The sequence below is a fragment of the Loktanella gaetbuli genome (assembly GCF_020531945.1).
Classification (GTDB): Bacteria; Pseudomonadota; Alphaproteobacteria; order Rhodobacterales; family Rhodobacteraceae; genus Loktanella; species Loktanella gaetbuli.
The window spans coordinates 1-23121 of sequence record NZ_JAJATZ010000003.1 but is presented as its reverse complement, the minus strand read 5'-3'; the positions used below and the strand labels follow the sequence as shown (position 1 = coordinate 23121).

Annotated in this window: 26 protein-coding genes; 16 read left to right on the top strand and 10 right to left on the bottom strand. The window is 60.7% G+C overall.

The genetic code is table 11. From position 1 onward, the window contains the following. The first annotated feature begins 47 nt into the window (after nucleotides 1–47). The 6 genes from lepB to LGQ03_RS06600 are packed head-to-tail and all read left to right on the top strand — an operon-like array spanning nucleotide 48 to nucleotide 4091. Nucleotides 48–884 (top strand): signal peptidase I, encoded by an 837-nt coding sequence (gene lepB, locus LGQ03_RS06625; protein ID WP_177172629.1) that lies wholly within the window; start codon nucleotides 48–50, stop codon nucleotides 882–884. Continuing rightward, nucleotides 881–1561 carry a ribonuclease III gene (rnc, locus tag LGQ03_RS06620; RefSeq protein WP_090158341.1) on the top strand — a complete coding sequence of 227 codons (681 nt, stop codon included), beginning with the start codon at nucleotides 881–883 and terminating at the stop codon, nucleotides 1559–1561. Before lepB ends, rnc begins: the two co-directional genes overlap by 4 nt. Then, on the top strand, nucleotides 1558–2472 hold the full coding sequence (era, locus tag LGQ03_RS06615; RefSeq protein WP_226747766.1) for a GTPase Era: 915 nt from the start codon (nucleotides 1558–1560) through the stop codon (nucleotides 2470–2472). The genes rnc and era overlap by 4 nt, the downstream gene beginning before the upstream one ends. A 3-nt stretch (nucleotides 2473–2475) precedes the next feature. After that, entirely contained in the window at nucleotides 2476–2802 is a 327-nt protein-coding gene (locus LGQ03_RS06610; protein WP_090158343.1) for a DUF1491 family protein, read from the top strand. A 9-nt stretch (nucleotides 2803–2811) separates the two neighbouring features. Next, nucleotides 2812–3537, top strand: coding sequence for a DNA repair protein RecO (gene recO / locus LGQ03_RS06605; protein ID WP_226747765.1), 726 nt, complete (start codon nucleotides 2812–2814; stop codon nucleotides 3535–3537). 59 nt (nucleotides 3538–3596) lie between these two features. Further along, complete coding sequence (locus LGQ03_RS06600; RefSeq protein ID WP_090158345.1) at nucleotides 3597–4091, top strand: DUF421 domain-containing protein; 495 nt, start codon at nucleotides 3597–3599, stop codon at nucleotides 4089–4091. Here the strand turns inward: LGQ03_RS06600 and LGQ03_RS06595 are convergent, their stop codons facing one another. Further along, nucleotides 4092–5777, bottom strand: a complete 1686-nt coding sequence (locus LGQ03_RS06595) for an acyl-CoA dehydrogenase family protein (protein WP_226747764.1) — start codon at nucleotides 5775–5777, stop codon at nucleotides 4092–4094. A gap of 147 nt (nucleotides 5778–5924) precedes the next feature. Between LGQ03_RS06595 and LGQ03_RS06590 the strand changes: the two genes are divergently transcribed. Beyond that, nucleotides 5925–6695, top strand: coding sequence for a sulfite exporter TauE/SafE family protein (locus tag LGQ03_RS06590; protein WP_226747763.1), 771 nt, complete (start codon nucleotides 5925–5927; stop codon nucleotides 6693–6695). A 3-nt stretch (nucleotides 6696–6698) separates the two neighbouring features. Here the strand turns inward: LGQ03_RS06590 and LGQ03_RS06585 are convergent, their stop codons facing one another. Further along, nucleotides 6699–7232 (bottom strand): DUF3859 domain-containing protein, encoded by a 534-nt coding sequence (locus LGQ03_RS06585; protein ID WP_226747762.1) that lies wholly within the window; start codon nucleotides 7230–7232, stop codon nucleotides 6699–6701. 38 nt (nucleotides 7233–7270) lie between these two features. Next, complete coding sequence (locus tag LGQ03_RS06580) at nucleotides 7271–8869, bottom strand: phosphoenolpyruvate carboxykinase (protein ID WP_226747761.1); 1599 nt, start codon at nucleotides 8867–8869, stop codon at nucleotides 7271–7273. Nucleotides 8870–9159: 290 nt separating this feature from the next. Between LGQ03_RS06580 and LGQ03_RS06575 the strand changes: the two genes are divergently transcribed. From LGQ03_RS06575 to LGQ03_RS06545, 7 genes are read left to right on the top strand one after another with little or no spacing between them, the layout of a single operon-like run. Then, nucleotides 9160–9861 (top strand): response regulator transcription factor, encoded by a 702-nt coding sequence (locus LGQ03_RS06575; protein ID WP_056030551.1) that lies wholly within the window; start codon nucleotides 9160–9162, stop codon nucleotides 9859–9861. A 4-nt stretch (nucleotides 9862–9865) separates the two neighbouring features. Further along, the gene (locus LGQ03_RS06570; RefSeq protein ID WP_226747760.1) at nucleotides 9866–11575 is read left to right on the top strand and encodes a sensor histidine kinase; all 1710 of its coding nucleotides are present in this window, start codon (nucleotides 9866–9868) and stop codon (nucleotides 11573–11575) included. A gap of 25 nt (nucleotides 11576–11600) precedes the next feature. Then, nucleotides 11601–12020, top strand: coding sequence for an HPr kinase/phosphorylase (locus tag LGQ03_RS06565; protein ID WP_226747759.1), 420 nt, complete (start codon nucleotides 11601–11603; stop codon nucleotides 12018–12020). Beyond that, on the top strand, nucleotides 12013–12939 hold the full coding sequence (gene rapZ / locus LGQ03_RS06560) for an RNase adapter RapZ (protein WP_226747758.1): 927 nt from the start codon (nucleotides 12013–12015) through the stop codon (nucleotides 12937–12939). The genes LGQ03_RS06565 and rapZ overlap by 8 nt, the downstream gene beginning before the upstream one ends. Next, complete coding sequence (locus LGQ03_RS06555) at nucleotides 12936–13328, top strand: PTS sugar transporter subunit IIA (RefSeq protein WP_056030564.1); 393 nt, start codon at nucleotides 12936–12938, stop codon at nucleotides 13326–13328. Before rapZ ends, LGQ03_RS06555 begins: the two co-directional genes overlap by 4 nt. 1 nt (nucleotide 13329) lies before the next feature. After that, complete coding sequence (locus LGQ03_RS06550) at nucleotides 13330–13599, top strand: HPr family phosphocarrier protein (protein ID WP_056030568.1); 270 nt, start codon at nucleotides 13330–13332, stop codon at nucleotides 13597–13599. Beyond that, nucleotides 13592–14482: a lysophospholipid acyltransferase family protein gene (locus LGQ03_RS06545; RefSeq protein WP_226747757.1), complete on the top strand. Its 891-nt coding sequence runs from the start codon at nucleotides 13592–13594 to the stop codon at nucleotides 14480–14482. The genes LGQ03_RS06550 and LGQ03_RS06545 overlap by 8 nt, the downstream gene beginning before the upstream one ends. On the opposite strand, the gene LGQ03_RS06540 is transcribed toward LGQ03_RS06545, so the two are convergent. Beyond that, a complete protein-coding gene (locus tag LGQ03_RS06540) occupies nucleotides 14449–15324 on the bottom strand; it encodes a 3-hydroxybutyryl-CoA dehydrogenase (RefSeq protein WP_090158726.1) in 876 nt (291 codons plus the stop codon). The genes LGQ03_RS06545 and LGQ03_RS06540 overlap by 34 nt on opposite strands. 146 nt (nucleotides 15325–15470) lie before the next feature. Between LGQ03_RS06540 and LGQ03_RS06535 the strand changes: the two genes are divergently transcribed. Beyond that, nucleotides 15471–16322, top strand: coding sequence for a DUF6473 family protein (locus LGQ03_RS06535; RefSeq protein ID WP_226747756.1), 852 nt, complete (start codon nucleotides 15471–15473; stop codon nucleotides 16320–16322). A gap of 54 nt (nucleotides 16323–16376) precedes the next feature. Here the strand turns inward: LGQ03_RS06535 and LGQ03_RS06530 are convergent, their stop codons facing one another. From LGQ03_RS06530 to LGQ03_RS06505, 6 genes are all read right to left on the bottom strand, one after another. Then, nucleotides 16377–17303 (bottom strand): electron transfer flavoprotein subunit alpha/FixB family protein, encoded by a 927-nt coding sequence (locus LGQ03_RS06530; RefSeq protein WP_226747755.1) that lies wholly within the window; start codon nucleotides 17301–17303, stop codon nucleotides 16377–16379. After that, nucleotides 17303–18061 (bottom strand): electron transfer flavoprotein subunit beta/FixA family protein, encoded by a 759-nt coding sequence (locus tag LGQ03_RS06525; RefSeq protein ID WP_056030575.1) that lies wholly within the window; start codon nucleotides 18059–18061, stop codon nucleotides 17303–17305. Before LGQ03_RS06525 ends, LGQ03_RS06530 begins: the two co-directional genes overlap by 1 nt. Before the next feature lie 140 nt (nucleotides 18062–18201). Next, nucleotides 18202–18774, bottom strand: a complete 573-nt coding sequence (locus tag LGQ03_RS06520; RefSeq protein WP_090158358.1) for a cob(I)yrinic acid a,c-diamide adenosyltransferase — start codon at nucleotides 18772–18774, stop codon at nucleotides 18202–18204. A 2-nt stretch (nucleotides 18775–18776) separates the two neighbouring features. Further along, nucleotides 18777–18980 carry a twin transmembrane helix small protein gene (locus tag LGQ03_RS06515; protein ID WP_056030581.1) on the bottom strand — a complete coding sequence of 68 codons (204 nt, stop codon included), beginning with the start codon at nucleotides 18978–18980 and terminating at the stop codon, nucleotides 18777–18779. A 57-nt stretch (nucleotides 18981–19037) separates the two neighbouring features. Beyond that, nucleotides 19038–19862: an SDR family NAD(P)-dependent oxidoreductase gene (locus tag LGQ03_RS06510; protein WP_226747754.1), complete on the bottom strand. Its 825-nt coding sequence runs from the start codon at nucleotides 19860–19862 to the stop codon at nucleotides 19038–19040. 38 nt (nucleotides 19863–19900) lie between these two features. Beyond that, the gene (locus tag LGQ03_RS06505; protein WP_226747753.1) at nucleotides 19901–20461 is read right to left on the bottom strand and encodes an SH3 domain-containing protein; all 561 of its coding nucleotides are present in this window, start codon (nucleotides 20459–20461) and stop codon (nucleotides 19901–19903) included. Between the two features lie 142 nt (nucleotides 20462–20603). On the opposite strand from LGQ03_RS06505, the gene LGQ03_RS06500 reads away from it, so the two are divergent. Then, complete coding sequence (locus LGQ03_RS06500) at nucleotides 20604–22946, top strand: DNA topoisomerase IV subunit A (RefSeq protein ID WP_226747752.1); 2343 nt, start codon at nucleotides 20604–20606, stop codon at nucleotides 22944–22946. The last annotated feature ends 175 nt before the right edge of the window (nucleotides 22947–23121 follow it).

Here is a 23121-nt window from a genome sequence, read left to right as displayed (position 1 = left end):
GCCGTGCGATCATTTAGCCGTTCAGAATAAGGGACGGGATTGATCACATGGCCGAAAAGAATGGCATCGTCGCAAGCGTGATCGAGACCGTCAAAACCATTGTCTACGCGCTGCTGATTGCCGGCGTTTTCCGCACCCTCTTCTTTCAACCATTCTGGATTCCGTCAGGGTCGATGAAGGACACGCTGCTGATCGGCGATTTCCTGTTCGTCAACAAAATGGCCTACGGGTATTCCTACGCCTCTTGTCCGTCGATCCTGATTCCGGCGCTGGGTGTTGATATCGGTGCCGATGATTTCTGCGGCATGTTCGAGGACAGCGACGATCGCCTGTTCGGGTCCGATCCCGAACGCGGTGATGTCGTCGTCTTCCGCCACCCCGTGACCGGGCGTGATTTCATCAAACGCCTGATCGGTCTGCCGGGCGAGCGCATCCAGGTTGTCGACGGTCAGCTGTTCATCAATGACGAAGCGGTCCCGCAGGTCGAGGCGGGGATCTTTTCCGAAATCATGGAACCGCAGGGGTCCGGTCGCCAGCGGCCGCAATGTTTCAACGGTGCCGTCGGTGATGGTGCGGAATGCATCAAGCAGAAATTCGTCGAGACGCTGCCGGGGGGCATCAGCCACGACATTCTGAACATCGGAAATCGGGCGCTGGACAACACCGGCGTGTTCACCGTGCCCGAGGATCATTTTTTCTTTATGGGTGACAACCGCGACAATTCGACCGACAGCCGCGTCGCCCAGGTGGCGGGTGGTGTGGGCTTTGTCCCGCGCAAGGATATCGTGGGCCGCGCTGACCGCGTGATCTTTTCCTCGGCCGGGCGTTCGATGCTGGCGTTCTGGACCTGGCGCGGCGACCGCTTCTTTGAGAAGGTCGAGTGAAGGTCTCGGCGCAACTTGACGCGTTTCAGAAGCGCCTTGGGCACAGGTTTTCGGACGTGCGCCATTTGTTGCAGGCCGTCACCCATCCCTCGATGGCCAGCCCGCACCGCGACGACAACCAGCGTCTCGAATTCCTGGGCGACCGGGTTCTGGGCCTGACGATTGCAGAGGCACTGCTGAGGGCGGATCCCGCCGCGGCAGAGGGGTTGCTGGCGCCGCGCTACAATGCGCTGGTCCGCCGTGAAACCTGTGCAGAGGTTGCGCGAAGCATCGATCTGGGCGAGGTCATGAAACTTGGCCGGTCCGAGATGAAATCAGGTGGACGGCGCAAGGACGCGCTCTTGGCCGACGCGATGGAGGCCGTGATCGCGGCCGTTTACATGGACGGCGGGTTCGATGCCGCGCGCGATACGGTGCTGCGCCTGTGGTCCGATCGGATCACCAATGTCGCAGAAGACGCACGCGACCCGAAATCGGCGCTTCAGGAATGGGCGCAGGCCCGTGGCGAGGCACCGCCCGTCTATACAGAGGTCGCCCGGTCCGGCCCCGACCATCAGCCCGATTTCACGATCGAGGCGCGACTCCAAAGCGGTCAGACGGCACGCGCCACCGCGCGCGCAAAACGACAGGCCGAACAAGCGGCAGCCGCCGCATTGCTGGAAAAGGTATCCCAATGACCGAAAACACGCGCGCCGGTTTCGTCGCCCTGATCGGGGAACCGAATGCTGGCAAATCCACTCTTTTGAACCGGATGGTCGGCGCAAAGGTCAGCATCGTGACGCACAAGGTGCAGACCACACGTGCCCGGATCCGGGGGGTGATGCAGGCGGATCAATCGCAACTGGTCTTTGTCGATACGCCCGGTCTGTTCGCCCCGCGCCGCCGTCTGGATCGTGCGATGGTTGCCGCTGCCTGGTCAGGGGCAGGGGACGCCGATGTGGTCGTCCTGTTGATCGAGGCGCATCGTGGCCTGACGCCGGGTGTGCAGGCCATTCTGGATGTGCTGGCCGAACGTGTGGGCAAGGCGCGTGTGGCGCTGGCGATCAACAAGATCGACCGCGTGCAGTCGGAAACCCTGCTGGCCCTGACCGCCAAGATGAATGCGGCCTATGATTTCGCAGAGACTTTTATGATTTCTGCCGAACGCGGACATGGTTGCGACGCGCTGCGGGACTGGCTGGCATCCGAGGTCCCAGAGGGTCCGTGGCTGTATCCTGACGATCAGATCGCCGATGCGCCGCTGCGCAACATTGCCGCCGAGATCACGCGCGAAAAGCTGACTCTGCGCCTGCATCAGGAACTGCCCTATCAGTTGACGGTGGAAACGGAAAACTGGGAAGAGCGTAAAGACGGCTCTGCCAAGATCGACCAGTTGATCTACGTGATCCGCGATGGTCACAAGGGGATCGTGCTGGGCAACAAGGGCGAGACGATCAAGGCCGTGGGTCAGGCTGCACGTGTCGAGATCGAGGAACTGCTGGGCCGCAAGGTGCACCTGTTCCTGCAAGTCAAAGTCCGGTCCAACTGGCTCGAGGACAAGGAACGCTATTCCGAGATGGGCCTCGATTTCAAAGACGGCGACACCTGAGCGATGCGTCTGACCGCTGACTTTTGGGTCGCGGCCTATCTGGCACGGTTGAGGGGCGCGGATATCCCCGCCTTTGTCGTGGCGCGCGGCGATGCGACGGCGGGTGCGGTGCTGGTGAAACTCAATACACTGGACGGGAACGCACAGGCGTTTCAGCGCAGTTTTGATCTGATGACCGGTGATCGGGTCTGGGTGACGCTGGCGGATGGTCCCGAAACGGATGTCGATGCGTCCATCGCCAGACAACGTGGCTTTGACAGCGATCTGTGGGTGATCGAGGTCGAGGACCGCGCCGGGCGGCATCTGCTGGACCAGCCGGGATTGGAATAGGGGGCAGCGATGATCGCGTGGCGTGACGAAGGCATCCTGTTGTCGACCCGCCCGTTCGGCGAAACCTCTGCGATCATCGAAGTGTTCACCCCCGACATGGGGCGGCACGCAGGTGTCGTGCGTGGTGGTGTCAGCCGCAAAATCGCCCCGATCCTGCAACCCGGTGCGCAATTGTCCGTCGCATGGAAGGCGCGGCTGGGCGAACATCTGGGGTCCTTTACTGTCGAACCCGTCCGCAGCCGCAGTGTCGCGGCGATGGGGGACAGGCTGTCGTTGGCAGGACTGAATGCAGTCTGTGCCTTGCTGTCACGCATACTGCCAGAACGCGAACCGCACGGCCCACTGTATGACCGGACGACGCAACTGCTGGATCTGCTCGGCCAAACCGACGTCTGGCCCTTGGCCTATCTGCGGTGGGAACAGGCCTTGCTGTCCGAGATGGGGTTCGGCATGGACCTCTCTGCCTGTGCCGTACGTGGCACGAACGAGGATCTGGCCTTTGTGTCTCCGCGTACGGGACGCGCTGTCAGCAGGCAGGCCGCGGGCGAATGGGTGGACCGTCTGCTACCATTGCCGCCCGTGTTGGCGGGGCAAGGTGATGCGACCAACGACCAGATCGTGATCGCCTTGACGACGACCGGCTATTTCATCGAACACAGGCTGTTGCGGTCCTTGGGTCATGACACGTTACCGCCAGCACGCGATCGGTTGGTGCAGGCGATTGGGCGGGTCTGATCGCGCGGCGGAACTTAAAGGCTCAACAGATTGTTATCCTGTGAAGAACGGGGACAAACATGGCTGATATTTTCAACATTCTGGTGCGGTGCGTCATCATGGTGCCGTTCATCGTGATTTTGACCCGCATCGCTGGCTTGCGGTCGTTTTCCAAAATGTCAGGGTTTGACTTTGCGGTCACGGTCGCCAGCGGTTCTGTCCTCGCCGCAACCGTGATGACACCGTCGACGCCAATCTCGCACGGCATGGCGGCGCTGATCGGTCTCTTTATCGTTCAGATGGTCATCGCGCGCGCCCGCGCCTACGCGCAGCAGGTGCCCGGCCTCGTTGATAATGATCCGCTGTTGGTCATGCGGGACGGAGAGTTCCTGATGGAGAACATCAAGAAATCCGGCATGACCAAAGCCGACGTCATCGGCAAGCTGCGAGAGTCCAACGCGCTCGAATTCTCGAAGGTACGGGCCGTGATCTTTGAACCCACCGGCGATATCAGCGTGCTGCACGGTGACACCTTCGATGATACGCTGCTGGAAGGCGTCCGCGACAGCGTCTGATCAGGACAAAAGGCGTCGCGCAATCACCTGCGCCTGAATTTCGGCAGCCCCCTCAAAGATATTCAGGATACGTGCGTCGCACAGGATGCGGCTGATCTTGTATTCCAACGCGAACCCGTTGCCGCCATGGATTTGCAGCGCATTGTCGGCACAGGCCCAAGCTACGCGTGCGCCCAGCAGCTTGGCCATGCCGGCCTCTAGGTCGCAGCGGCGGTCGGCGTCTTTTTCGTGGGCACTGAAATAGGTCAGCTGGCGGGCAACCATAATTTCGACCGCCATCATGGCCAGCTTGCCGGACACGCGGGGGAAATCGATCAGCGATTGGCCGAACTGTTTGCGGTCTTGCGCATAGCGCATCCCTTCGTCCAGCGCGGATTGCGCGACACCGATGGCGCGGGCGGCCGTCTGGATGCGTGCGGATTCGAATGTCTGCATCAGTTGCTTGAAACCCTTGCCGGTCTCGCCGCCCAGCAGATTTTCACCGCTGACCTTGAACCCGTCAAAGGCAAGTTCGTATTCCTTCATGCCGCGATAACCCAGCACCTCGATCTCGCCGCCGGTGATGCCGTCGTCGGGGAATGGTGCCTCGTCCGTGCCGGGCGTCTTTTCCGCGAGGAACATCGACAGCCCGCGATAGTCGTCGGTGTCGGGTTCCGTGCGCGCGAGAACCGTCATCACATGGGTGCGGGCGGCGTGGGTGATCCAGGTCTTGTTGCCGGTGATCTGCCAGTCGTCGCCATCGCGCGTCGCCCGAGTGCGCAGCGCGCCCAGGTCGGACCCGGTATTCGGTTCGGTAAACACGGCCGTCGGCAGGATCTCACCGGATGCGAGACCGGGCAGCCATTTTTCCTTTTGGGCATCGGTGCCGCCGCAGATAATCAGTTCTGCCGCGATTTCGGACCGGGTGCCAAGTGACCCGACACCGATATAACCACGCGAGAGTTCCTCTGACACGACACACATTGCAGCCTTGGACAGACCGAAGCCGCCGTGCTCTTCGGGGATTGTCAGGCCGAATACGCCCATTTCGGCCATCTCGTTGATGATTTCCATCGGGATCAGATCATCATTGAGGTGCCAGTCATGGGCATGGGGTTCGACCCGTTCGCGACTGAAGCGGCGGAATTGGTCGCGGATCATCTCAAGCTCTTCATCCAGACCGCTGCGGCCCACGGTCAGATCGGCACTGCGGTCCTGCATTAGCTGGGCCAATGCGGTGCGGGCCGCCTGTGTATTGCCATGCGCCATCAGGTGCTGGACAGGTGTCGTCAGGAACGTGGACTGATCGTCCTGGCCAAGGCCCAGATCGCCCAGGCGCAGCACCTCGGTCTGGTTCATCGGAATGCCGCCAGCGATCTGGGACAGATATTCACCAAAGGCGATTTGGTGAATCAGTTGTTCGACCTCGCTGAATGTGCCGTCCGACGCCAATCTGTCCGCCCAGTGCTGCATCTGGTGCAGGGCCTGCGCGTAGGTCGCAAGCCAGGCCAACCCGTGGGTCGCGGTCTGATGCGCCTCGATCAGGCGGGCCGACACACGCCCGTCCAGCGTGACACGTGCGCCGACGACGGCCTTGGCGCGGTCCAGAACGGCATCCACGGCAGTCAGTGCCGCACGCGTGGTGTCCAGCAAGTCGATCAGTACCGGGTTCGTGTCCAGATCCAGCGTTTGTCCATCGTGCGGCATGGGAAGCTCCGTCATTTATGCATGTGCAGCACTACCGTCTTTGCGGCCGCAGCGCAATATTAATGCGAATAAATATCCACTTTCGCACAAAAGTGTCGCACGCGATTCGCAGTGGTGTGTCCCGCCGGTCTGGCGCAATGTGCGGCCATGTCATTGTTCACAGATATTCTCCCTCTCGGTCTGATCCTGTTTGCCTGTGGCGTCACGCTGCTGGGCGGCTTTGTCAAAGGTGCAGTCGGCTTTGCCATGCCGCTGATCATGATCTCCGGAATGGGCATTCTGATTGATCCGAAACTGGTGGTGGCGGGCATCATCTTTCCGATCGTGGTCAGCAATGGCTGGCAAGTGCTGCACGCCGGACTTGGGCAGGCGCGCGAGGCGGTGCGCGACCACTGGCGCTATGTGCTAGTGGTCTGTGTGATGATCCTGATATCGGCGCAATTCCTGACGCTGATACCAACGCGGGTGATGTTCTTCATTCTCGGCGTTCCGGTTGTCGTTCTTTGCGCGATCCAGTTGTTGGGATGGAGGCCCCGTATTCCTGCGCAACGACGCAGGGTGTTCGAATGGGGGGCCGGATTTGCCGCCGGCACCTTGGGCGGTCTGGCGGGTACATGGGGGCCGCCGACGGTGCTGTATCTGCTGGCGCTGAATACGCCACGCGCACGACAAATGGCCGTGCAGGGGGTCATCTATGGGGCGGGTTCAGTCATGCTGCTGCTGGGGCATCTGCAATCGGGCGTCATGAATGCCCAGACCTGGCCATTGTCGGCGCTGCTGGTCCCGCCTGCGCTGGCCGGGATGTGGCTGGGTTTCAAGCTGGGCGACAGATTCGATCAGAACCGATTCCGGCGCATGACGTTGCTCGTGTTGATCATTGCAGGCGCAAACCTGATCCGGCGGGGCGTGATGGGCTAACGCTTAGGACAGCAGGTGTTCGAACCCGCAGACCTGCGCCAGTCCAGGAACCTGATCGGGTGCGACGACCTCGAAGGTCGTGCGATACAGGATTTCGCCGTTCTTTGACGCCTCGATCTGCCAGACGCCCTGAACCAGTTCGTAATCGTAGTCGAACTGGTAGAATGTCAGCGACGGTTCCATGGAATCGATGCGCGACAAGAAGGTCTGCCGCACCGTGTTGTCAGCCCCCATTGGCGGGTGCGTGACCATGATCGTCACGTCGGGAATACCCAACAACCCCCCGGTGGTCGATTTGACGCCAAACCCTATTCCCAGAACCGCCGGAACACGCCGCGACTGCGCGACAAAGGGCGGCTCTTCCTCGATCAGATGGGTTGTGCCTGCGACGGTGCCGGGGGCTGCAACCTCGCCGACCGAGGGCGGGGGACAGATGATGCCTGCCTCGAAATAGGACAAGAGCGGACTTGTCTTGTCCGGGGCCTGTGCCGCCAGAGGTGTCGCGAGGATCAGGCAAAGAAAAAGGGTCAGGCGCATGGCCTGACCCTAGCAAATGATCGGTGCTGCGTCACGGCCTAGCCGATGGCGGCCGCTTTCACGTCATCGTCAATGAACGGGACGTATTTGGCAAAGTTCTCAGAGAACATCTCGACCAGCTTTTGTGCCTGCGCATCATAGGCCGCGGGGTCCGCCCAGGTGCGGCGTGGGTCCAGCAGCATGTCGTCGACGCCGTCGGCGGCCAGCGGCACATCGAACCCGAAGTTCGGATCCTTGCGGAAGGTGCTGTCGACCAGCGTACCGTCCAGTGCGGCCGACAACAGGGCGCGGGTTGCCTTGATCGGCATGCGGCTGCCGGTGCCATAGGCCCCGCCGGTCCAGCCGGTGTTCACCAGCCAGCAAGTTGCCCCATGGCTTGCGATCTTGTTGCGCAGCAGCGCGCCATAGGCTTCGGGGCGGCGCGGCATGAACGGCGCGCCAAAGCAGGTCGAGAACGTGGGTTCCGGTTCCGTCACGCCACGCTCGGTTCCCGCCACCTTGGAGGTGAAGCCGGACAAGAAGTGATACATCGCCTGTGCCGGGGTCAGGCGGCTGATCGGTGGCAGCACGCCGAACGCATCACAGGTCAGCATGATGATGTTCTTGGGGTGGCCCCCCAGTGCGGTATCCGACGCATTCGGAATGTAGTGCAGCGGATAGGCGCAGCGCATGTTGGCTGTCAGGCTGTCGTCGTTGAAATCCAGTTCCATCGTCGCCGGGTCGTGGACCATGTTTTCGATGACCGTGTTGGGCATTGCGCAGGTCGCATAGATTTCCGGCTCTGCCTTGGGGTCGAGGCCGATGGTCTTTGCGTAGCAACCGCCTTCGAAGTTGAATACGCCACGGTCCGACCAGCCATGTTCGTCGTCACCGATCAGCGTCCGGCTGGGGTCGGCGGACAGTGTCGTCTTGCCCGTGCCGGACAGGCCAAAGAATACGGCCGTATCGACCGGGTTATCCTTGGCGTGATTGGCAGAGCAGTGCATCGGCATGATGCCTTGGTCGGGCAACAGGTAGTTCAGCAGCGTGAACACCGATTTCTTGTTCTCGCCTGCATATTCCGTCCCGGTGATCAGGATGATCTTCTTTTCGAAGTTCAGCGCGATCACCGTATCGCTGCGGCACCCGTGCCGCGCCGGGTCCGCCTTGAAGCTGGGGCAGTTGATGATCGTGAAATCGGGGGTGAATGTCGTCAGTTCTGACACGTCCGGGCGGCGCAGCAGGTGCCTAATGAACAGGCCGTGCCACGCCAGTTCGGTCACGACGCGCACGTCCAGCCGGTAGGCGGGGTCCGCGCCGCCGAACAGATCCTGCACATAGGCAGTGCCGCCTGACATATGCGCCAGCACATCGGTGTAGAGCGTGTCGAAATCCGCCGGATCCATCGGCGGGTTGTTTTCCCACCAGATGGTGTCCTCGACATCAGGGGTGCGCACGACGAACTTGTCCTTGGGGGACCGGCCCGTGTGTTTTCCGGTGGTGACGAGGAACGTGCCACCCTTGCCCGTGATACCCTCGCCGCGCGCCACGGCGGCTGCATGCAGCGCGTCTGCATCGTCGTTATAATAGACCGCTGCCAGTCCGCTGATGCCTTGATCTTCAAGTCTCATCTCGGGGTTGACCGTGCCGTGGTCCATTGGGGAATCTCCTGTAAATGCCTGATTTGGCTAAGCCCCACTAGCATTGCTGCCCGACTGGCGCATACCCCATCCTGTCAAAGTTAGCGCAACCACGGTGATGTTAACGCAATCAGTCACCCTCACGGCGCAGGATTGTTTCGTTGTGAACCCTTCTTTACCGTTTAGGGGCGCAAATAAGGCACACTCTGTTTCCGATTCGTTATCCGGGGGTTGATTCGACATGCGAACCAAGGGAAAGATTCAGAAAAAAGCAGGCAATAATAACATAGAGCAGTAGGGGAAAACCCATGTCCAAAATCGCTTTGGTGGACGACGACAGGAATATCCTGACGTCCGTATCCATGACTCTCGAGGCCGAAGGTTTCGAGGTGGAAACCTATAACGACGGTCAATCCGCACTCGACGCATTCAATCGCAGCATGCCCGATATGGCGGTCCTTGATATCAAGATGCCGCGCATGGACGGCATGGATCTGTTGCAGCGTTTGCGTCAGAAAACATCGATGCCGGTCATTTTCCTGACGTCCAAGGACGACGAAATCGACGAGGTGCTCGGCCTGCGCATGGGTGCAGACGATTACGTCAAGAAACCCTTCAGTCAGCGTCTGCTGGTCGAACGCATCCGGGCGCTGCTGCGCCGGCAGGATGCAATCGGCGGCGAGGTCATCGACGAGACCGAAGAAACGAAAGTCATGGTGCGTGGTGATCTGACGATGGATCCGCTACGGCATGCCGTGAAATGGAAAGGTCGGGATGTTTCCCTGACCGTGACGGAATTCCTGCTGCTTCAGGCACTTGCGCAGCGTCCAGGCTTTGTCAAATCGCGCGACCAACTGATGGACGTCGCCTATGACGATCAGGTCTATGTCGACGACCGCACGATCGACAGCCACATCAAGCGTCTTCGCAAGAAGATGCGCACCGCCGACGATGAGTTTTCGGCGATCGAGACGCTGTACGGTATCGGTTATCGCTACAACGAAGACTGATCCGATGACCGATGCATCCGGCCACATCGACGTGCGTGACCTGAACTCGGTGCGTCAGGCGGCCCAACAGCCACGATTGCTGTTGGGCGACGACTGGGTTGCGCCGCAATCGATGCTGGAACGCGAAATCGCGGATCGACGCAGGGGGCGGCATTTGTTGAACCTGCGCAGGTCTCCGATCGCGCGCAAGATCATCACGTTCAACCTCTTTGCCATGATCCTGCTGGTTGCCGGGGTCCTGTATATCAACCCGTCGCGCGAAAACCTCGCGTTTCAACGGGCCAACGGTCTGATCAGCGAGGCCGAACTGATCGCCGACGTGCTGGAGGTGCGGCTGCCGGCCTCTGCTGCCAGCGACCTGAGCAGCGGAAATGGCCTCGATGTCGCGTTGACCTTGCAGGATATCGCGCTGCGCGGTGGCATTGATGTCAATGTTTACAACACGACAGGGACGTTGGTCGCGCAGTCTGCCGGTGCGGTTTCCGATGCCATCGCTGACGATCGGACATTCATTCTCGACCTGTTCACGTCGATCTGGGGCGGGTTGCAGAAAATCGTGACCCCCGTCACCACGCAGATCAGCGATACGACACTGACTGCGGACGATATTGCGTCTGTGTTGTCAGACGGCACCGATTTGCGGACACTTCAAACCGTGTCGGGCACGAATTTTCTGGTTGTTACGCCGATCATGCAGGCCGGGCAGGCGATTGGCGTGGTATCTGTCAGTAGCGCCCCGGGCGAGCTGGACGCATTTCTGAGACGTGAACGCGAGCAGGTCTTGCGGCTGTTTTTTGTCAGCATCCTGATCAGTGTCTCGCTCAGCCTTGTGCTTGCTTCGACAATCGCGAACCCGCTGGCTGATCTGGCGGCAGCCGCCGAACTGGGCCGGGACAAGAACGCGCGCAAGATCGCGCCGACCCGCATCCGCATTCCTGATCTGACAGCCCGCCCTGACGAGATCGGGCGTTTGTCGGGCGCACTGCGCGGGATGGTTCAGGCGCTGTACGAAAGGATCGAAGGCAACGAGCAGTTCGCGGCTGACGTTGCTCACGAAATCAAGAACCCACTGGCATCCCTGCGGTCGGCCGTCGGCACGATGCGCGTGGCCAAACGCGACGATCAGCGCGAAACCCTGCTCAAGGTCATCGAGCATGACGTCAACCGGCTGGATCGCCTGGTCAGCGATATTGCCAATGCATCGCGGCTTGATTCAGAACTGGTCAAGGAAGAAGAAGAAACCTTTGACCTGGTCAAGATGCTGGGCAACCTGAACGAGTTTCTGGCCAAGGAAGCCGCCGAGAAGAAGGTCGAATATATTTCCGATCTGCCGGACCAGCCGCTCCTTGTTCAGGGCCTTGAAGGTCGTCTGGCGCAGGTCTTTGTGAACCTGATCACCAACGCGATTTCGTTCTGCGAGGACGGCGACGCGATCCGCGTCTGGGTGCGCCGCCGCGAAAACCGCGTGTTGGTCGTTGTCGAAGATACCGGCCCCGGCATTCCCGACGGTGCGCTGAAAAAGATTTTCACTCGCTTCTATTCCGAACGCCCCGCGGGTCAGTTCGGAAACAACTCTGGCCTGGGACTGGCGATCAGCAAACAAATCGTCGAGGCGCATAACGGTGTGATCTGGGCCGAAAACATTCGCCCTACACAAGCCGACATCACGTCAGAGCCGCTGGGCGCGCGTTTTGTCGTCGGTCTTCCGATCTGATGCGCATCACGCGTCACGGCTGAGAATGACAAGTGTTCTCTTGCATGCCAGCAGTGTTGCGCTGGCTGGCCGTGCAGTCTTGATCGTCGGGGTGTCAGGACGCGGTAAATCCGCGTTGGCAATCCAGCTGATGGCGCTGGGCGCAGGTTTGATTTCTGATGATGCGACGCGTGTCAGCCTGCGCGATGGTGGCCTGTTCGCCGCGGCCCCACCGCGCCTTGCCGGGTTGGTCGAGGCCCGTGGCATCGGTATTCTGTCGGTCCCAGCCGCGCTTTCGGCGCGGGTGGCGTTGATCGTCGATATGGACATCGATGAAACCGATCGCCTGCCACCGCGCCGCACGCGAGAGGTGCTGGGTTGCGCACTGCCCTTGATCTACCGCGGTGACCCGACCACATTTGCCAGTGCATTAATTCTCTTGTTGCAGGGCCACCGCCATGCCTGACCTCGCCGACACGCCGCTTCAGACCGATCGCAGTGTGCAGACGCTGTTGGTGACCGGGCCGTCCGGCGCGGGCCGGTCAACCACGATCAATGCTCTCGAAGACATCGGTTTCGAGGTGATCGACAACCTGCCGCTTTCGCTGTTGCCGATCCTGCTGAGGCGCAAGGCAAAGGTGCCTCTGGCGCTGGTTCTGGACGTCAGGAACCGCGATTTCAGTGTCGACGCCTTGATCGGGGCCATCGATCAGCTGACGCTGGACCTTGGTGATGCGGGGCAGGTTCTCTATCTGGATGCCGAAAACGCGGTTCTTGAACGCCGCTATTCAGAGACACGCCGCCATCATCCGATGGCCCCGGCTGGCCCGCCACTGGTCGGCATTACCGCCGAAAAAGAGCTGCTGGCCCCGATCCGCGCGCGCGCAGACCAGTTGATCGACACCTCACACATGAGTCCCCACGACCTGAGGGCCGAGATCGAGGGACACTTTGCCCCCGGACAGGGCAAGCTGCTGGGGGTGTCGGTGCATTCCTTTTCCTACAAACGCGGGCTGCCGCGGGGCTTGGACATGGTTCTGGATTGCCGTTTTCTGCGGAATCCGCATTGGGACGCCGCACTGCGCCCGCTGGATGGCCGGGATGCCAGTGTGGCAACCTACGTCGGCCAGGATCCGCGCGCGGATGAATTCTTTGGTCGGGTCAACGATCTCGTTGCGCTCTTGCTGCCCGCGCACAAGGACGAGGGGCGGGCGCATCTGGCAATCGGTTTCGGCTGTACCGGCGGACAACACAGATCCGTTGCCATGGCCGAAAGGCTCGCTGCATCCCTTGCGCAGGCGGGCTGGCCCGTGTCTATTCGCCACCGAGAGTTGGAGCGTCGCGCACAGGCTGGCGTCGGCACAAATCAAGGATCGTCAACTTGATCGGTATCGTGATCGTTGCACATGGCAATCTGGCCAGGGAATACCTTTTGGCCGTCGAACATGTCGTGGGCCGTCAGGATGGCATGATCGCGGTCACCATCGGCCCCGAGGACGACCGCGCGGCCAAACAGCAGGAAATCTGCATTGCCGCCGATGATGTTGATACCGGTGACGGTGTCGTCGTGGTCACGGATATGTTCGGCGGTTCGCCCAGCAATCTGTCACTGCGTGCGTGCAGCGTCGACAATCGCCAGATCCTCTATGGTGCGAACCTGCCCATGTTGATCAAGCTCGCGAAATCCCGTCGCAAGTCAGTGCCGGACGCCGTCAGCGCGGCCATCGACGCGGCACATCGATATATCAACGCGCACAGCGTAGGACCAAAATAATATGGCCAGCCGACATCTGGAAATCACGAACATCAAGGGCCTGCACGCCCGCGCATCGGCCAAACTGGTCGAGGTGGTGGAAAACCACGATGCGACGGCTGTGGTGCGCAAGGATGGCATGAATGCAGGTGGCGACAGCATCATGGGTCTGCTCATGCTGGCGGCAACAATCGGAACGTCGATCGAGGTCGAAACCAGCGGTCCGGAGGCTGACAAGCTGATGGATGCCATTGACGCCTTGGTTCGAGATAAATTCGGCGAAGGTGACTGAAGCCGTACCGGACCAGCCGCGCAGATCCGACACGGTCGCCTATGACCGTCGTGCGCTCAGCTATGCCGCGTCATTTGACAGCCCGGCCCGTCGGGCGTTTGTGCGGGGCGTGGAATGGCTGACGGGCAAGTTGGTCGTGCTGCGCATGGTGCGGACATTCGAACGGATGGGGCCTGTAACCGGGCTGGGATTCTGGCAGGCGGCCCTGCAGGCGCAGGGCATTACGATCACCACCCAGGCCGAACAGATCGCACGGATTCCGGACTCGGGTCCTGTTGTTCTGGTGGCAAACCATCCGCACGGCATGGTCGATGGCATGGCGTTGGCCGCGCTGATCGGTCAGCGTCGCGATGATTTCAGGATCCTCAGTAGATCGCTGTTGGCGGGACTTGATGCAGAGGCCGCGCGTTACATGATCCCAGTTCCGTTCCCCGATCATCCCGATGCGCATCTGGACATGATCGCAATGCGCCGTGCGGCAATGGCGCATCTGGCAGATGGCGGTCTCATCGCGCTTTTTCCGGCGGGCGGTGTTGCGACGTCGGACAGCCTGCTGGGGCCTGCAATCGAGGCCGAGTGGAAGGTTTTTACCGCCAAGATGATCCGGCTGTCGGGGGCAACGGTCGTGCCGTGCTATTTCCCCGGTGCCAATTCGCGTGCCTATCAGATTGCGAACCGCATCTCGCCATTACTGCGTCAAAGTCTGCTGCTGCATGAAATCGTACGTCTGCGAAATACTGCGATGGCACCTGTTATCGGCGCCCCAATTCCATTTGCACAGCTCGCGCCCCGCCTCGGTGATCCGCGCAGCCTGATGTCATGGCTGCGTGCGCAGACACTGGCGCTGGGTCAGCGGGTCGGAACGGGCACGTCACCGCGATAGTCATAGAAACCGCGTTTGGATTTGCGACCCAACCAACCTGCTTCGACATATTTGGTCAGCAGGGGGCAGGGGCGGTATTTCGTATCGGCCAGCCCGTCATGCAGCACATTCATGATCGCAAGGCAGGTATCAAGCCCGATGAAATCCGCCAGTTCCAGTGGTCCCATAGGGTGATTGGCCCCCAGTTTCAGGGATGTGTCGATGGATTGAACCGACCCCACGCCCTCGTACAGGGTATAGATCGCTTCGTTGATCATCGGCATCAGGATGCGGTTCACGATAAAGGCGGGGAAATCCTCTGACGCGGTGCTGGTTTTCCCCAGGCGTTCCACGACCTGTTCGCAGGCGGCAAAGGTGTCCTGATCGGTGGCGATACCGCGGATCAATTCCACAAGCTGCATGATCGGCACCGGGTTCATGAAGTGGAACCCCATGAATTTTTCGGGCCGGTCGGTGCGGCTGGCCAGGCGGGTGATCGAAATAGATGACGTGTTCGATGTCAGGATCGTGTCGGGTTTGATATGCGGGATCAGATCCTCGAAAATCGCTTGCTTGATCGTCTCGCGTTCCGTTGCGGCCTCGATGATAAGATCCGCGCTGCCCAAGTTGGTCAGCTTGGGGGTCGTGGTGATCCGCTTCATCGCGGCGACCTTGTCTGCATCGCTGATCATGTCGCGCGTGACCTGTCGCGTGAGGTTGCGGTCAATCAAGGCGACGGCCTTGGTCAAGGCATCCTCGCTGACATCGGTCAGCAGAACATCATAGCCTGCGACTGCGAAAACATGCGCAATCCCATTACCCATCTGACCGGCACCGACGATTCCGACTTGTTCGATTGCCATCAATTCACCCCAGCTGCTTTGGCGTACCATAGGCTGTGGTGGCTACTGCCTTCAAGGCATCATGGCTGACGCATCCGCCTTAGGGATTTGGCAATGGGTTTGCCCCAGTCTGGCAAAAGTTGTTGCTGGGCGAACGGGATCTGCCGATGAAACAGGATGTGTTCGATACGGAAAATCTGGACAGGTTATCGTGTCGATATGGCATGTCGCGGCTGCAATGCCGCGGCCCGCAACGCAGTCTGGACGGGGATTACATCGCATTTGTGGGTGGGACGGAAACCTATGGCAAACTGATCGACCAGCCATTTCCGGCCCGTGTGGAACATCTGGTGGGCATGACCTGCGTGAATTTCGGATGTGTCAACGCGGGTGTCGATGCCTTTGTCAACGATCCGACTGTCATGCGGGCCTGCGCACAGGCGCGGATGACGGTCGTTCAGGTGATGGGGGCCAACTACCTGTCCAACCGATTCTATTCGGTTCATCCGCGCCGAAATGACCGGTTTTTGCGGGCGTCCACCGTCTTGCAGGCCATCTATCCAGAGGTGGATTTTTCGAATTTCACCTTCACACGACACATGTTGGGTGACTTGCTGGACAAATCCGCCGATCGTTTTGATATCGTCGTCAGCGAATTGCGCGCGGCATGGGTGGCACGTATGCGAAGCCTGCTGGGACAAATCGGACCGAATGCGGTCTTGCTGTGGTTTTCGACCGAAACGCCAGATGACACGCCCTGGCAGGAACGTTCAGCCTTGCTGAGTGCGGAACCGTTGTTCGTGAACGCTACCATGATCGATGCTTTGCGTCCGCTGGTGCACGACCTGGTAGTTGTCCAGCCGCCGCGCCGGGGTGGTCCTGTCGGAATGCGCGGCATGTTTTTTTCGGCACAACAGCGTCAGGCCGTATCGGAGCTGATGGGTCCTTCTGCCCATGCGGATGCAACTGTTGCACTGACACAAAAACTGGGGGCCTTGCTGGGCGTCACCGCCACATGAAAAAGGGACGCACCGTTCCCGGCACGCCCCCTTGGGACACTGATGGCAGTGAACCTACAATTTGCCGGTCAACTCGGGCACGGCGTCAAACAGATCCGCGACAAGTCCATAGTCGGCAACCTGAAAGATCGGTGCTTCTTCGTCCTTGTTGATCGCCACGATGATCTTGCTGTCCTTCATACCGGCAAGGTGCTGGATCGCGCCGGAAATGCCGACAGCAACATACAGATCAGGTGCCACGACCTTGCCTGTCTGACCGACCTGCCAGTCGTTCGGCGCGTAGCCGGAATCAACCGCCGCGCGCGATGCGCCAACGGCGGCACCCAACGTGTCGGCCAGTTTCTCGATCATCGCAAAGTCTTCTTCGGACCCGACGCCACGGCCGCCGGACACAACGATACCGGCGCTGGTCAGTTCGGGGCGGTCGCTCTCTGCGACCTTGTCCTCGATCCATGTCGACAGGTCGGATGCGTTTGCACCGTCGATGTTTTCGACGGCTGCGGACCCGCTCATGCCGGCGGCGTCGAATCCGGCTGTGCGGATCGTCATGACCTTTTTGGCATCAGTGGATTTCACTGTTTGCACGGCGTTGCCCGCATAGATCGGACGTTCGAACGTGTCGGCGTCAACCACGCCAGTCACCTCGGAAATGATCTGCACGTCCAACAGGGCCGCCACACGTGGCATGACGTTTTTCGCATCCGTCGTGCCCGGTGCAGCGATATGGCTATAGTCGGCGGCCAGTTTCACGATCAGGTCCGCAGTCGGTTCCGCCAGGCGGTGACCAAGTGCTGCATCCTCGGCGCAGAGCACGCGAGCCACGCCGTCGATCTTGGCTGCATCGGCGGCGGCGGCACTGGCAGAGGCACCAGCGCACAGCACGGTCACATCGCCCAGACCGGCGACAGCGGAGACGGCCTTGCCTGTCGCATCAACGTTCAGTGCACCATCGGTCACTTCGGCAATCAGAAGAACAGCCATTACACAGCCCCCGCTTCTTTGAGTTTTTCGACAAGTTCATCGACAGATTTCACCATGATCCCGGCGGCGCGTTCTGCGGGTTCGGTGGTCTTGATGATTTCCAGACGCGGGCTGACGTCGACGCCGTAGTCGGCAGGTGTCTTTTCATCCAGCGGCTTTTTCTTGGCCTTCATGATGTTCGGCAGCGACGCGTAGCGCGGTTCGTTCAGGCGCAGATCGACGGTCACGATGGTCGGCATCTTGACCTTGATGGTCTGCAATCCGCCATCGACCTCACGCGTGACGGTGGCGTGATCGCCGTCAACATCGACCTTGGACGCAAAGGTCGCCTGCGACCAGCCCAAGAGCGCCGCCAGCATCTGGCCCGTCGCGTTCATGTCGTTGTCGATCGCCTGCTTGCCGCACAGCACGAGGCCGGGCTGCTCTTCGTCGACGATCCCCTTGAGGATCTTGGCGACGGCCAGCGGTTCGATGTCGTTGTGCACATCGTCAGACGCCAGCACGAGGATCGCACGGTCAGCGCCCATTGCGAGGGCGGTGCGCAGCGTTTCCTGGCACTGCTTGACGCCGATGGATACGGCGACAACCTCCTCGACCTTGCCTGCCTCGCGCAGACGGATCGCCTCTTCGACGGCGATCTCATCGAACGGGTTCATCGACATTTTGACGTTGGCCAGATCGACACCCGAACCGTCCGCCTTGACGCGGACCTTTACGTTATAGTCGATGACGCGTTTGACCGGTACCAGCACCTTCATCGCGGCTCACTCCCATGCAATTTTATCTCGCACCTTTGAGATAACGACAGGGCACAAATTACAATAGGACAAAGCGCCGTTTCGCGTTTCGGACGCGACGTTGTTTACGCGCACGTCAACAAATGTGGGCGTTTGCGGTCCTAGCGGTTTGCGCCCGGCACCCACAAAACGTCGTCGCGGCCATCGTCGTTGGCGATGCGGCTTGCCTGAAAAAACCAGTCCGACAGCCGGTTGAGGTATTTGGTGGCTGCCGGATTGACGTCCTCGGCCGCAGCCAGTTCGACGCACAGACGTTCGGCGCGGCGGCTGACGGTGCGGCACAGATGCAGATGCGCCGACAGGGCAGACCCACCCGGCAGGACAAAACTGCGCAGCGGTTCGACCGCTTGGGTCATCGCGTCGATTTCCTGTTCCAGACGGTCAACCTGCGCATCGCTCATGCGCAGCGGCGGATATTCTGCCTTGGCGTCGTTGGCCATGTCCGGGCGGCACAGGTCGGCCCCCAGATCGAACAGGTCATTCTGGATGCGCGCCAGCTGCGCGTCGACATCGCCGCTGGCATGCAGGCGGGCCATCCCGACGGTGGCATTCACCTCGTCGACGGTGCCGTAGGCGTTGACGCGATCCGCGTATTTCGGAACGCGTGTGCCATTGCCCAACGCAGTGTCACCCTTGTCGCCGGTGCGGGTGTAGATCTTGTTCAATACGACCATGTTCAGTTGCCTCCACGCAGAAATACGAACAGCAGAATCAGCAGCACCGCGACGAACTGTGCGCCGATCCGCCAGCGCATGATCTTGTTTGCGTTACGTCGGTTGAATTCGCCGCCCTTGCCAAAGGACCCGACACCCAGGATCAGGATGCCCAGCACGATCAGGCAGGCGAGGGCTGCGAGGAGAAAGAGGGGATCACTGGCCATGGGCGCTCCTATCGTTGTAGCCCGGACATAGCAGGCACATCGTCAAAGACCAGCGGATCATCCGCGCGAAATCACCGCATCCAGCAGCCGCGTGGACAGTATCCGGCGCGCGATGCCTGCAAAATAGGTCGGTGTTGTCACGTAATAGCGTGGTTTCGGGCGCGGGTGTTCAAGCGCGTGGCGCAGCTTGGCGGTCACGGCACTGGCGGGCAGTTGGAACTTGTCGGCACCGTCGTGATACAGCCGCTGTTTCAGCGCGTCGTACTGCGTCCGGCGGGCCGAATTTTCGGTATCGAACCAGCGCTCGAAGTGCGGGATCGCGTTTTCGCGGATGCGGCTGGCGATCGGGCCGGGTTCCAGCAGGATGACCTTGATCGGGGTGTCAGCCATTTCCAGCCGCAGCACGTCGGTCAGTCCTTCCAGCGCGAATTTGGTGGCGACATAGGCACCACGCCATTTCATGCCCACCAGCCCCAGAACAGACGAACAGTTCACGATGCGGCCATGTCCCTGCGCCCGCATGACCGGGATGACCTGCACGGTCAGGTCATGCACGCCGAACAGATTGGTCTGGAAAATCGCCTCCAGCCCGCCGCGCGGCAGATCCTCGACCGCGCCGGGGCAGGCAAAGGCGCCGTTGTTGTACAGCGCATCCAGCGTGCCGCCCGTGGCGTCCAGCACCGCGGCCAGTCCGTCGCGGATGGTCTGCGGATCGGCATAGTCGATCAACGGTGCATCAAAGCCCATGTCGCGCAAGCGGTCGCAATCCGATTGTTTGCGGCACGATGCGAACACCCGCCAGCCTGCGTCGCGCAGGCCAATCGCTGCATCATAGCCAATGCCGGACGAACAGCCTGTGATGAGGACGGTTTTTTGCGTCATGCCGCTTGATGCCGGGACAACAGTCGCGGCGCAAGGGGTCAGCCGGCTGTCAGCAGGCGTTCTGCCATCCATCCGGTCTGGCCGGTGCCGGGGATATAGACCCGCACCCATCCGGTGCCGTCACTGTCCATGATTTCAGCCTGCGTGCCCTGCGGCAGCGTGTCGATCACGTCAAAGGCCGTGCTGGGGCCGGACCGCATGTTCACAGCGCGTGCGGCAACCTCGCGGATCGGGTTGATGGCACCAAGGTCGGCACCACCCGTCGCTGAAAGGGATGCAAAGGTGGGCTGCGTGTCGATGCCGATGACCTCGGTCGTGCTGCCTGTCGATGGCGTCGCCACGGGCAGGGTTGCGGCCTCTTGCTGGGATGCGGTGACCGGTTGTGCGGCGACCTGTGTCAGTTCGGCGGTATCTGCGCGGGTGGGTTGCTCCGGCAGATCCGGTACGGGCGCCGCGGCGGCGGTCTGGGTGTCCGGTTCTTCCTGCTGGACTGCGGGGGCCCGCGCGATCCGTTCCTCGGGCACAAAATCCGCGCCGCCCGACAATTCGTAGAATGCGAATGCGAGTATGGCAAATGTGCCGATGATGAATTTGCCCATGAGGCCCCCCGGTCGAATCGATCCTTGGCAGTTGCAGTCTAAACACCTTATCGTGATTCTTAGTTCCCGGTTGTCGGAAAATGCGCCCATGCTGTGCTTGCGTTGCCTTTACGCACCTCTGCGGCTTCGCTAGACCGTCGCCATGACAGACCCCACCGATGACACGCTTGGCCCGAATGATGTGACGGAAACGCTGCGGAGCGCCATTGGCGACCGCTATCTGACCTACGCGCTGTCCACGATCATGCACCGCGCCTTGCCGGATGCGCGCGACGGTCTGAAACCCGTGCACCGCCGCATCCTGTATGCGATGCGCGAATTGCGATTGTCCGCCACGGGCGGTTTCCGCAAATCGGCCAAGATTTCGGGCGATGTGATGGGTAACTATCACCCGCACGGTGATGCCGCGATCTATGACGCGATGGCGCGTCTGGCGCAGGATTTCAACGTCCGCTACCCGCTGGTGGACGGTCAGGGCAATTTCGGCAACATCGACGGCGATAACCCCGCCGCCGCCCGTTATACAGAGGCGCGGATGACGGCCGCAGCCGAGGCCCTGATGGAAGGGCTGGCTGAAAACGCGGTGGATTACCGCCCGAACTATGACGGCACGCTGGAGGAACCGGTCGTGTTCCCCGCGGCCTTTCCGAACCTGCTGGCAAACGGATCGTCCGGGATTGCCGTCGGCATGGCGACAAACATTCCACCGCATAACCTGCATGAATTGATCGACGCCTGCCTTCACCTGATCAAATCGCCAAACGCCGCTGACGACACTCTGCTGCAATATATCCCGGGACCCGATTTTCCGACCGGTGGTGTCATTGTCGAATCGTCCGAAAACATCGCGAACGCCTACCGGACAGGACGCGGGTCGATCCGTCTGCGCGCGCGCCACGAGGTCGAGGACCTGGGCCGCGGTCAATGGCAGATCGTCGTCACGGAAATCCCCTATCAGGTTCAGAAATCCAAGCTGATCGAAAAGCTGGCCGAGATCATCCAGACCAAAAAGGTGCCCTTGCTGGCCGATGTGCGTGACGAATCCGCCGATGACGTGCGCATTGTGCTGGAACCGCGTGCGAAAACGGTCGATCCTGACATGTTGATGGGCATGCTGTTCCGCAATTCCGATCTGGAAACGCGATTCAGCCTGAACATGAACGTGCTCATCGACGGCCTGACGCCCAAGGTATGCAGCGTCAAGGAGGTGCTGCGCGCGTTCCTCGATCACCGTCAGGATGTGTTGCTGCGCAGGTCCCGGCACCGGCTGGCCAAGATCGATCACCGGCTCGAGGTGCTCGAAGGTTTCATCATCGCCTTCCTCAATCTGGACCGCGTGATCGACATCATCCGCTACGATGACGACCCCAAGCGCGCCTTGATGGCCGAGGATTGGGCGCAGAGCCATGTCAGGGCGACCGACGAAAAAGACTATGTCTCGCCGCTGGTTGCGGGTGCCGACCCCGAGGTCAGCCTGTCCGAGGTTCAGGCCGAAGCCATTCTGAACATGCGTCTGCGCAGCCTGCGTCGCCTCGAAGAGCTGGAGCTGATCGCCGAACGCGACGCCTTGATGGAGGAACGTGCCGGGATCGAAGACCTGCTGGAGGACGAAGGCCTGCAGTGGAAACGTATCGCCGAACAACTGCGCGAAACCCGCAAGCAATTCGGCAAGGACAGCCCCGGCGGCGCGCGGCGCACCACATTCGGCGAGGCAGGAGAGGTCGCGGACGTCCCGATCGAGGCAATGATCGCGCGCGAGCCGATTACAGTCGTTTGCTCGCAGATGGGCTGGATCCGGGCCATGACGGGTCACGTCGCGCTGGACAAGGAGCTGAAGTTCAAGGACGGCGACGGGCCGCGATTTGCGTTCCATGCTGAAACAACGGACCGGCTGCTGGTCTTTGGGTCGCTTGGGCGGATCTATACCTTGCAGGCCAGTCAGCTACCCGGCGGGCGCGGCATGGGCGAACCGCTGCGCCTGATGATCGACCTGCCCAACGATGCGGCGATCGTTGATATTCTCGTGCATCGTCCGGGTGAAAAACTGCTCGTTGCCTCGACCGAAGGTGACGGCTTTGTCGTGCCGGAAAACGATGTGATCGCGCAGACCCGGGCGGGCAAGCAGGTGCTGAACGTCAAGGAAGGTGCCGCCAAGGTCATTCGCCGCGTTCAGGGTGATACCGTGGCCGTCGTGTCGGAAAACGGCCGGTTTCTGGTGTTCCCGATCGCAGAGCTGCCGGAAATGGCACGCGGCAAGGGGGTGCGTTTGCAAAAATACAAACGGGTGTTCGGCAAGCAGGGCACGCTCGAACTGGATGGCGGTTTGGGGGATGTCACCACCTTTGACTGGGACAAGGGGCTGTCGTGGACGATGGGCGGCGGCAAGACCCGGACAGAAGAAGACATGTCCGAATGGAAGGCCGCACGTGGTGGCGTCGGCAAACGCGCACCACACGGTTTTCCGAAATCAAACCGGTTCGACTAGACACGGCTCTGGTTCGGATTGGTGGGGAAACCTGCGCTTGATTTCCCGTGCGATCCACAATACATCGCCCGCGATGTTCAAAACGGGCCAGCAGCGGCCCCGCAAATCAAAAGGTGCCCGTCATGGCTAAGGCAAAGTTCGAACGTAACAAACCGCACGTTAACATCGGCACGAT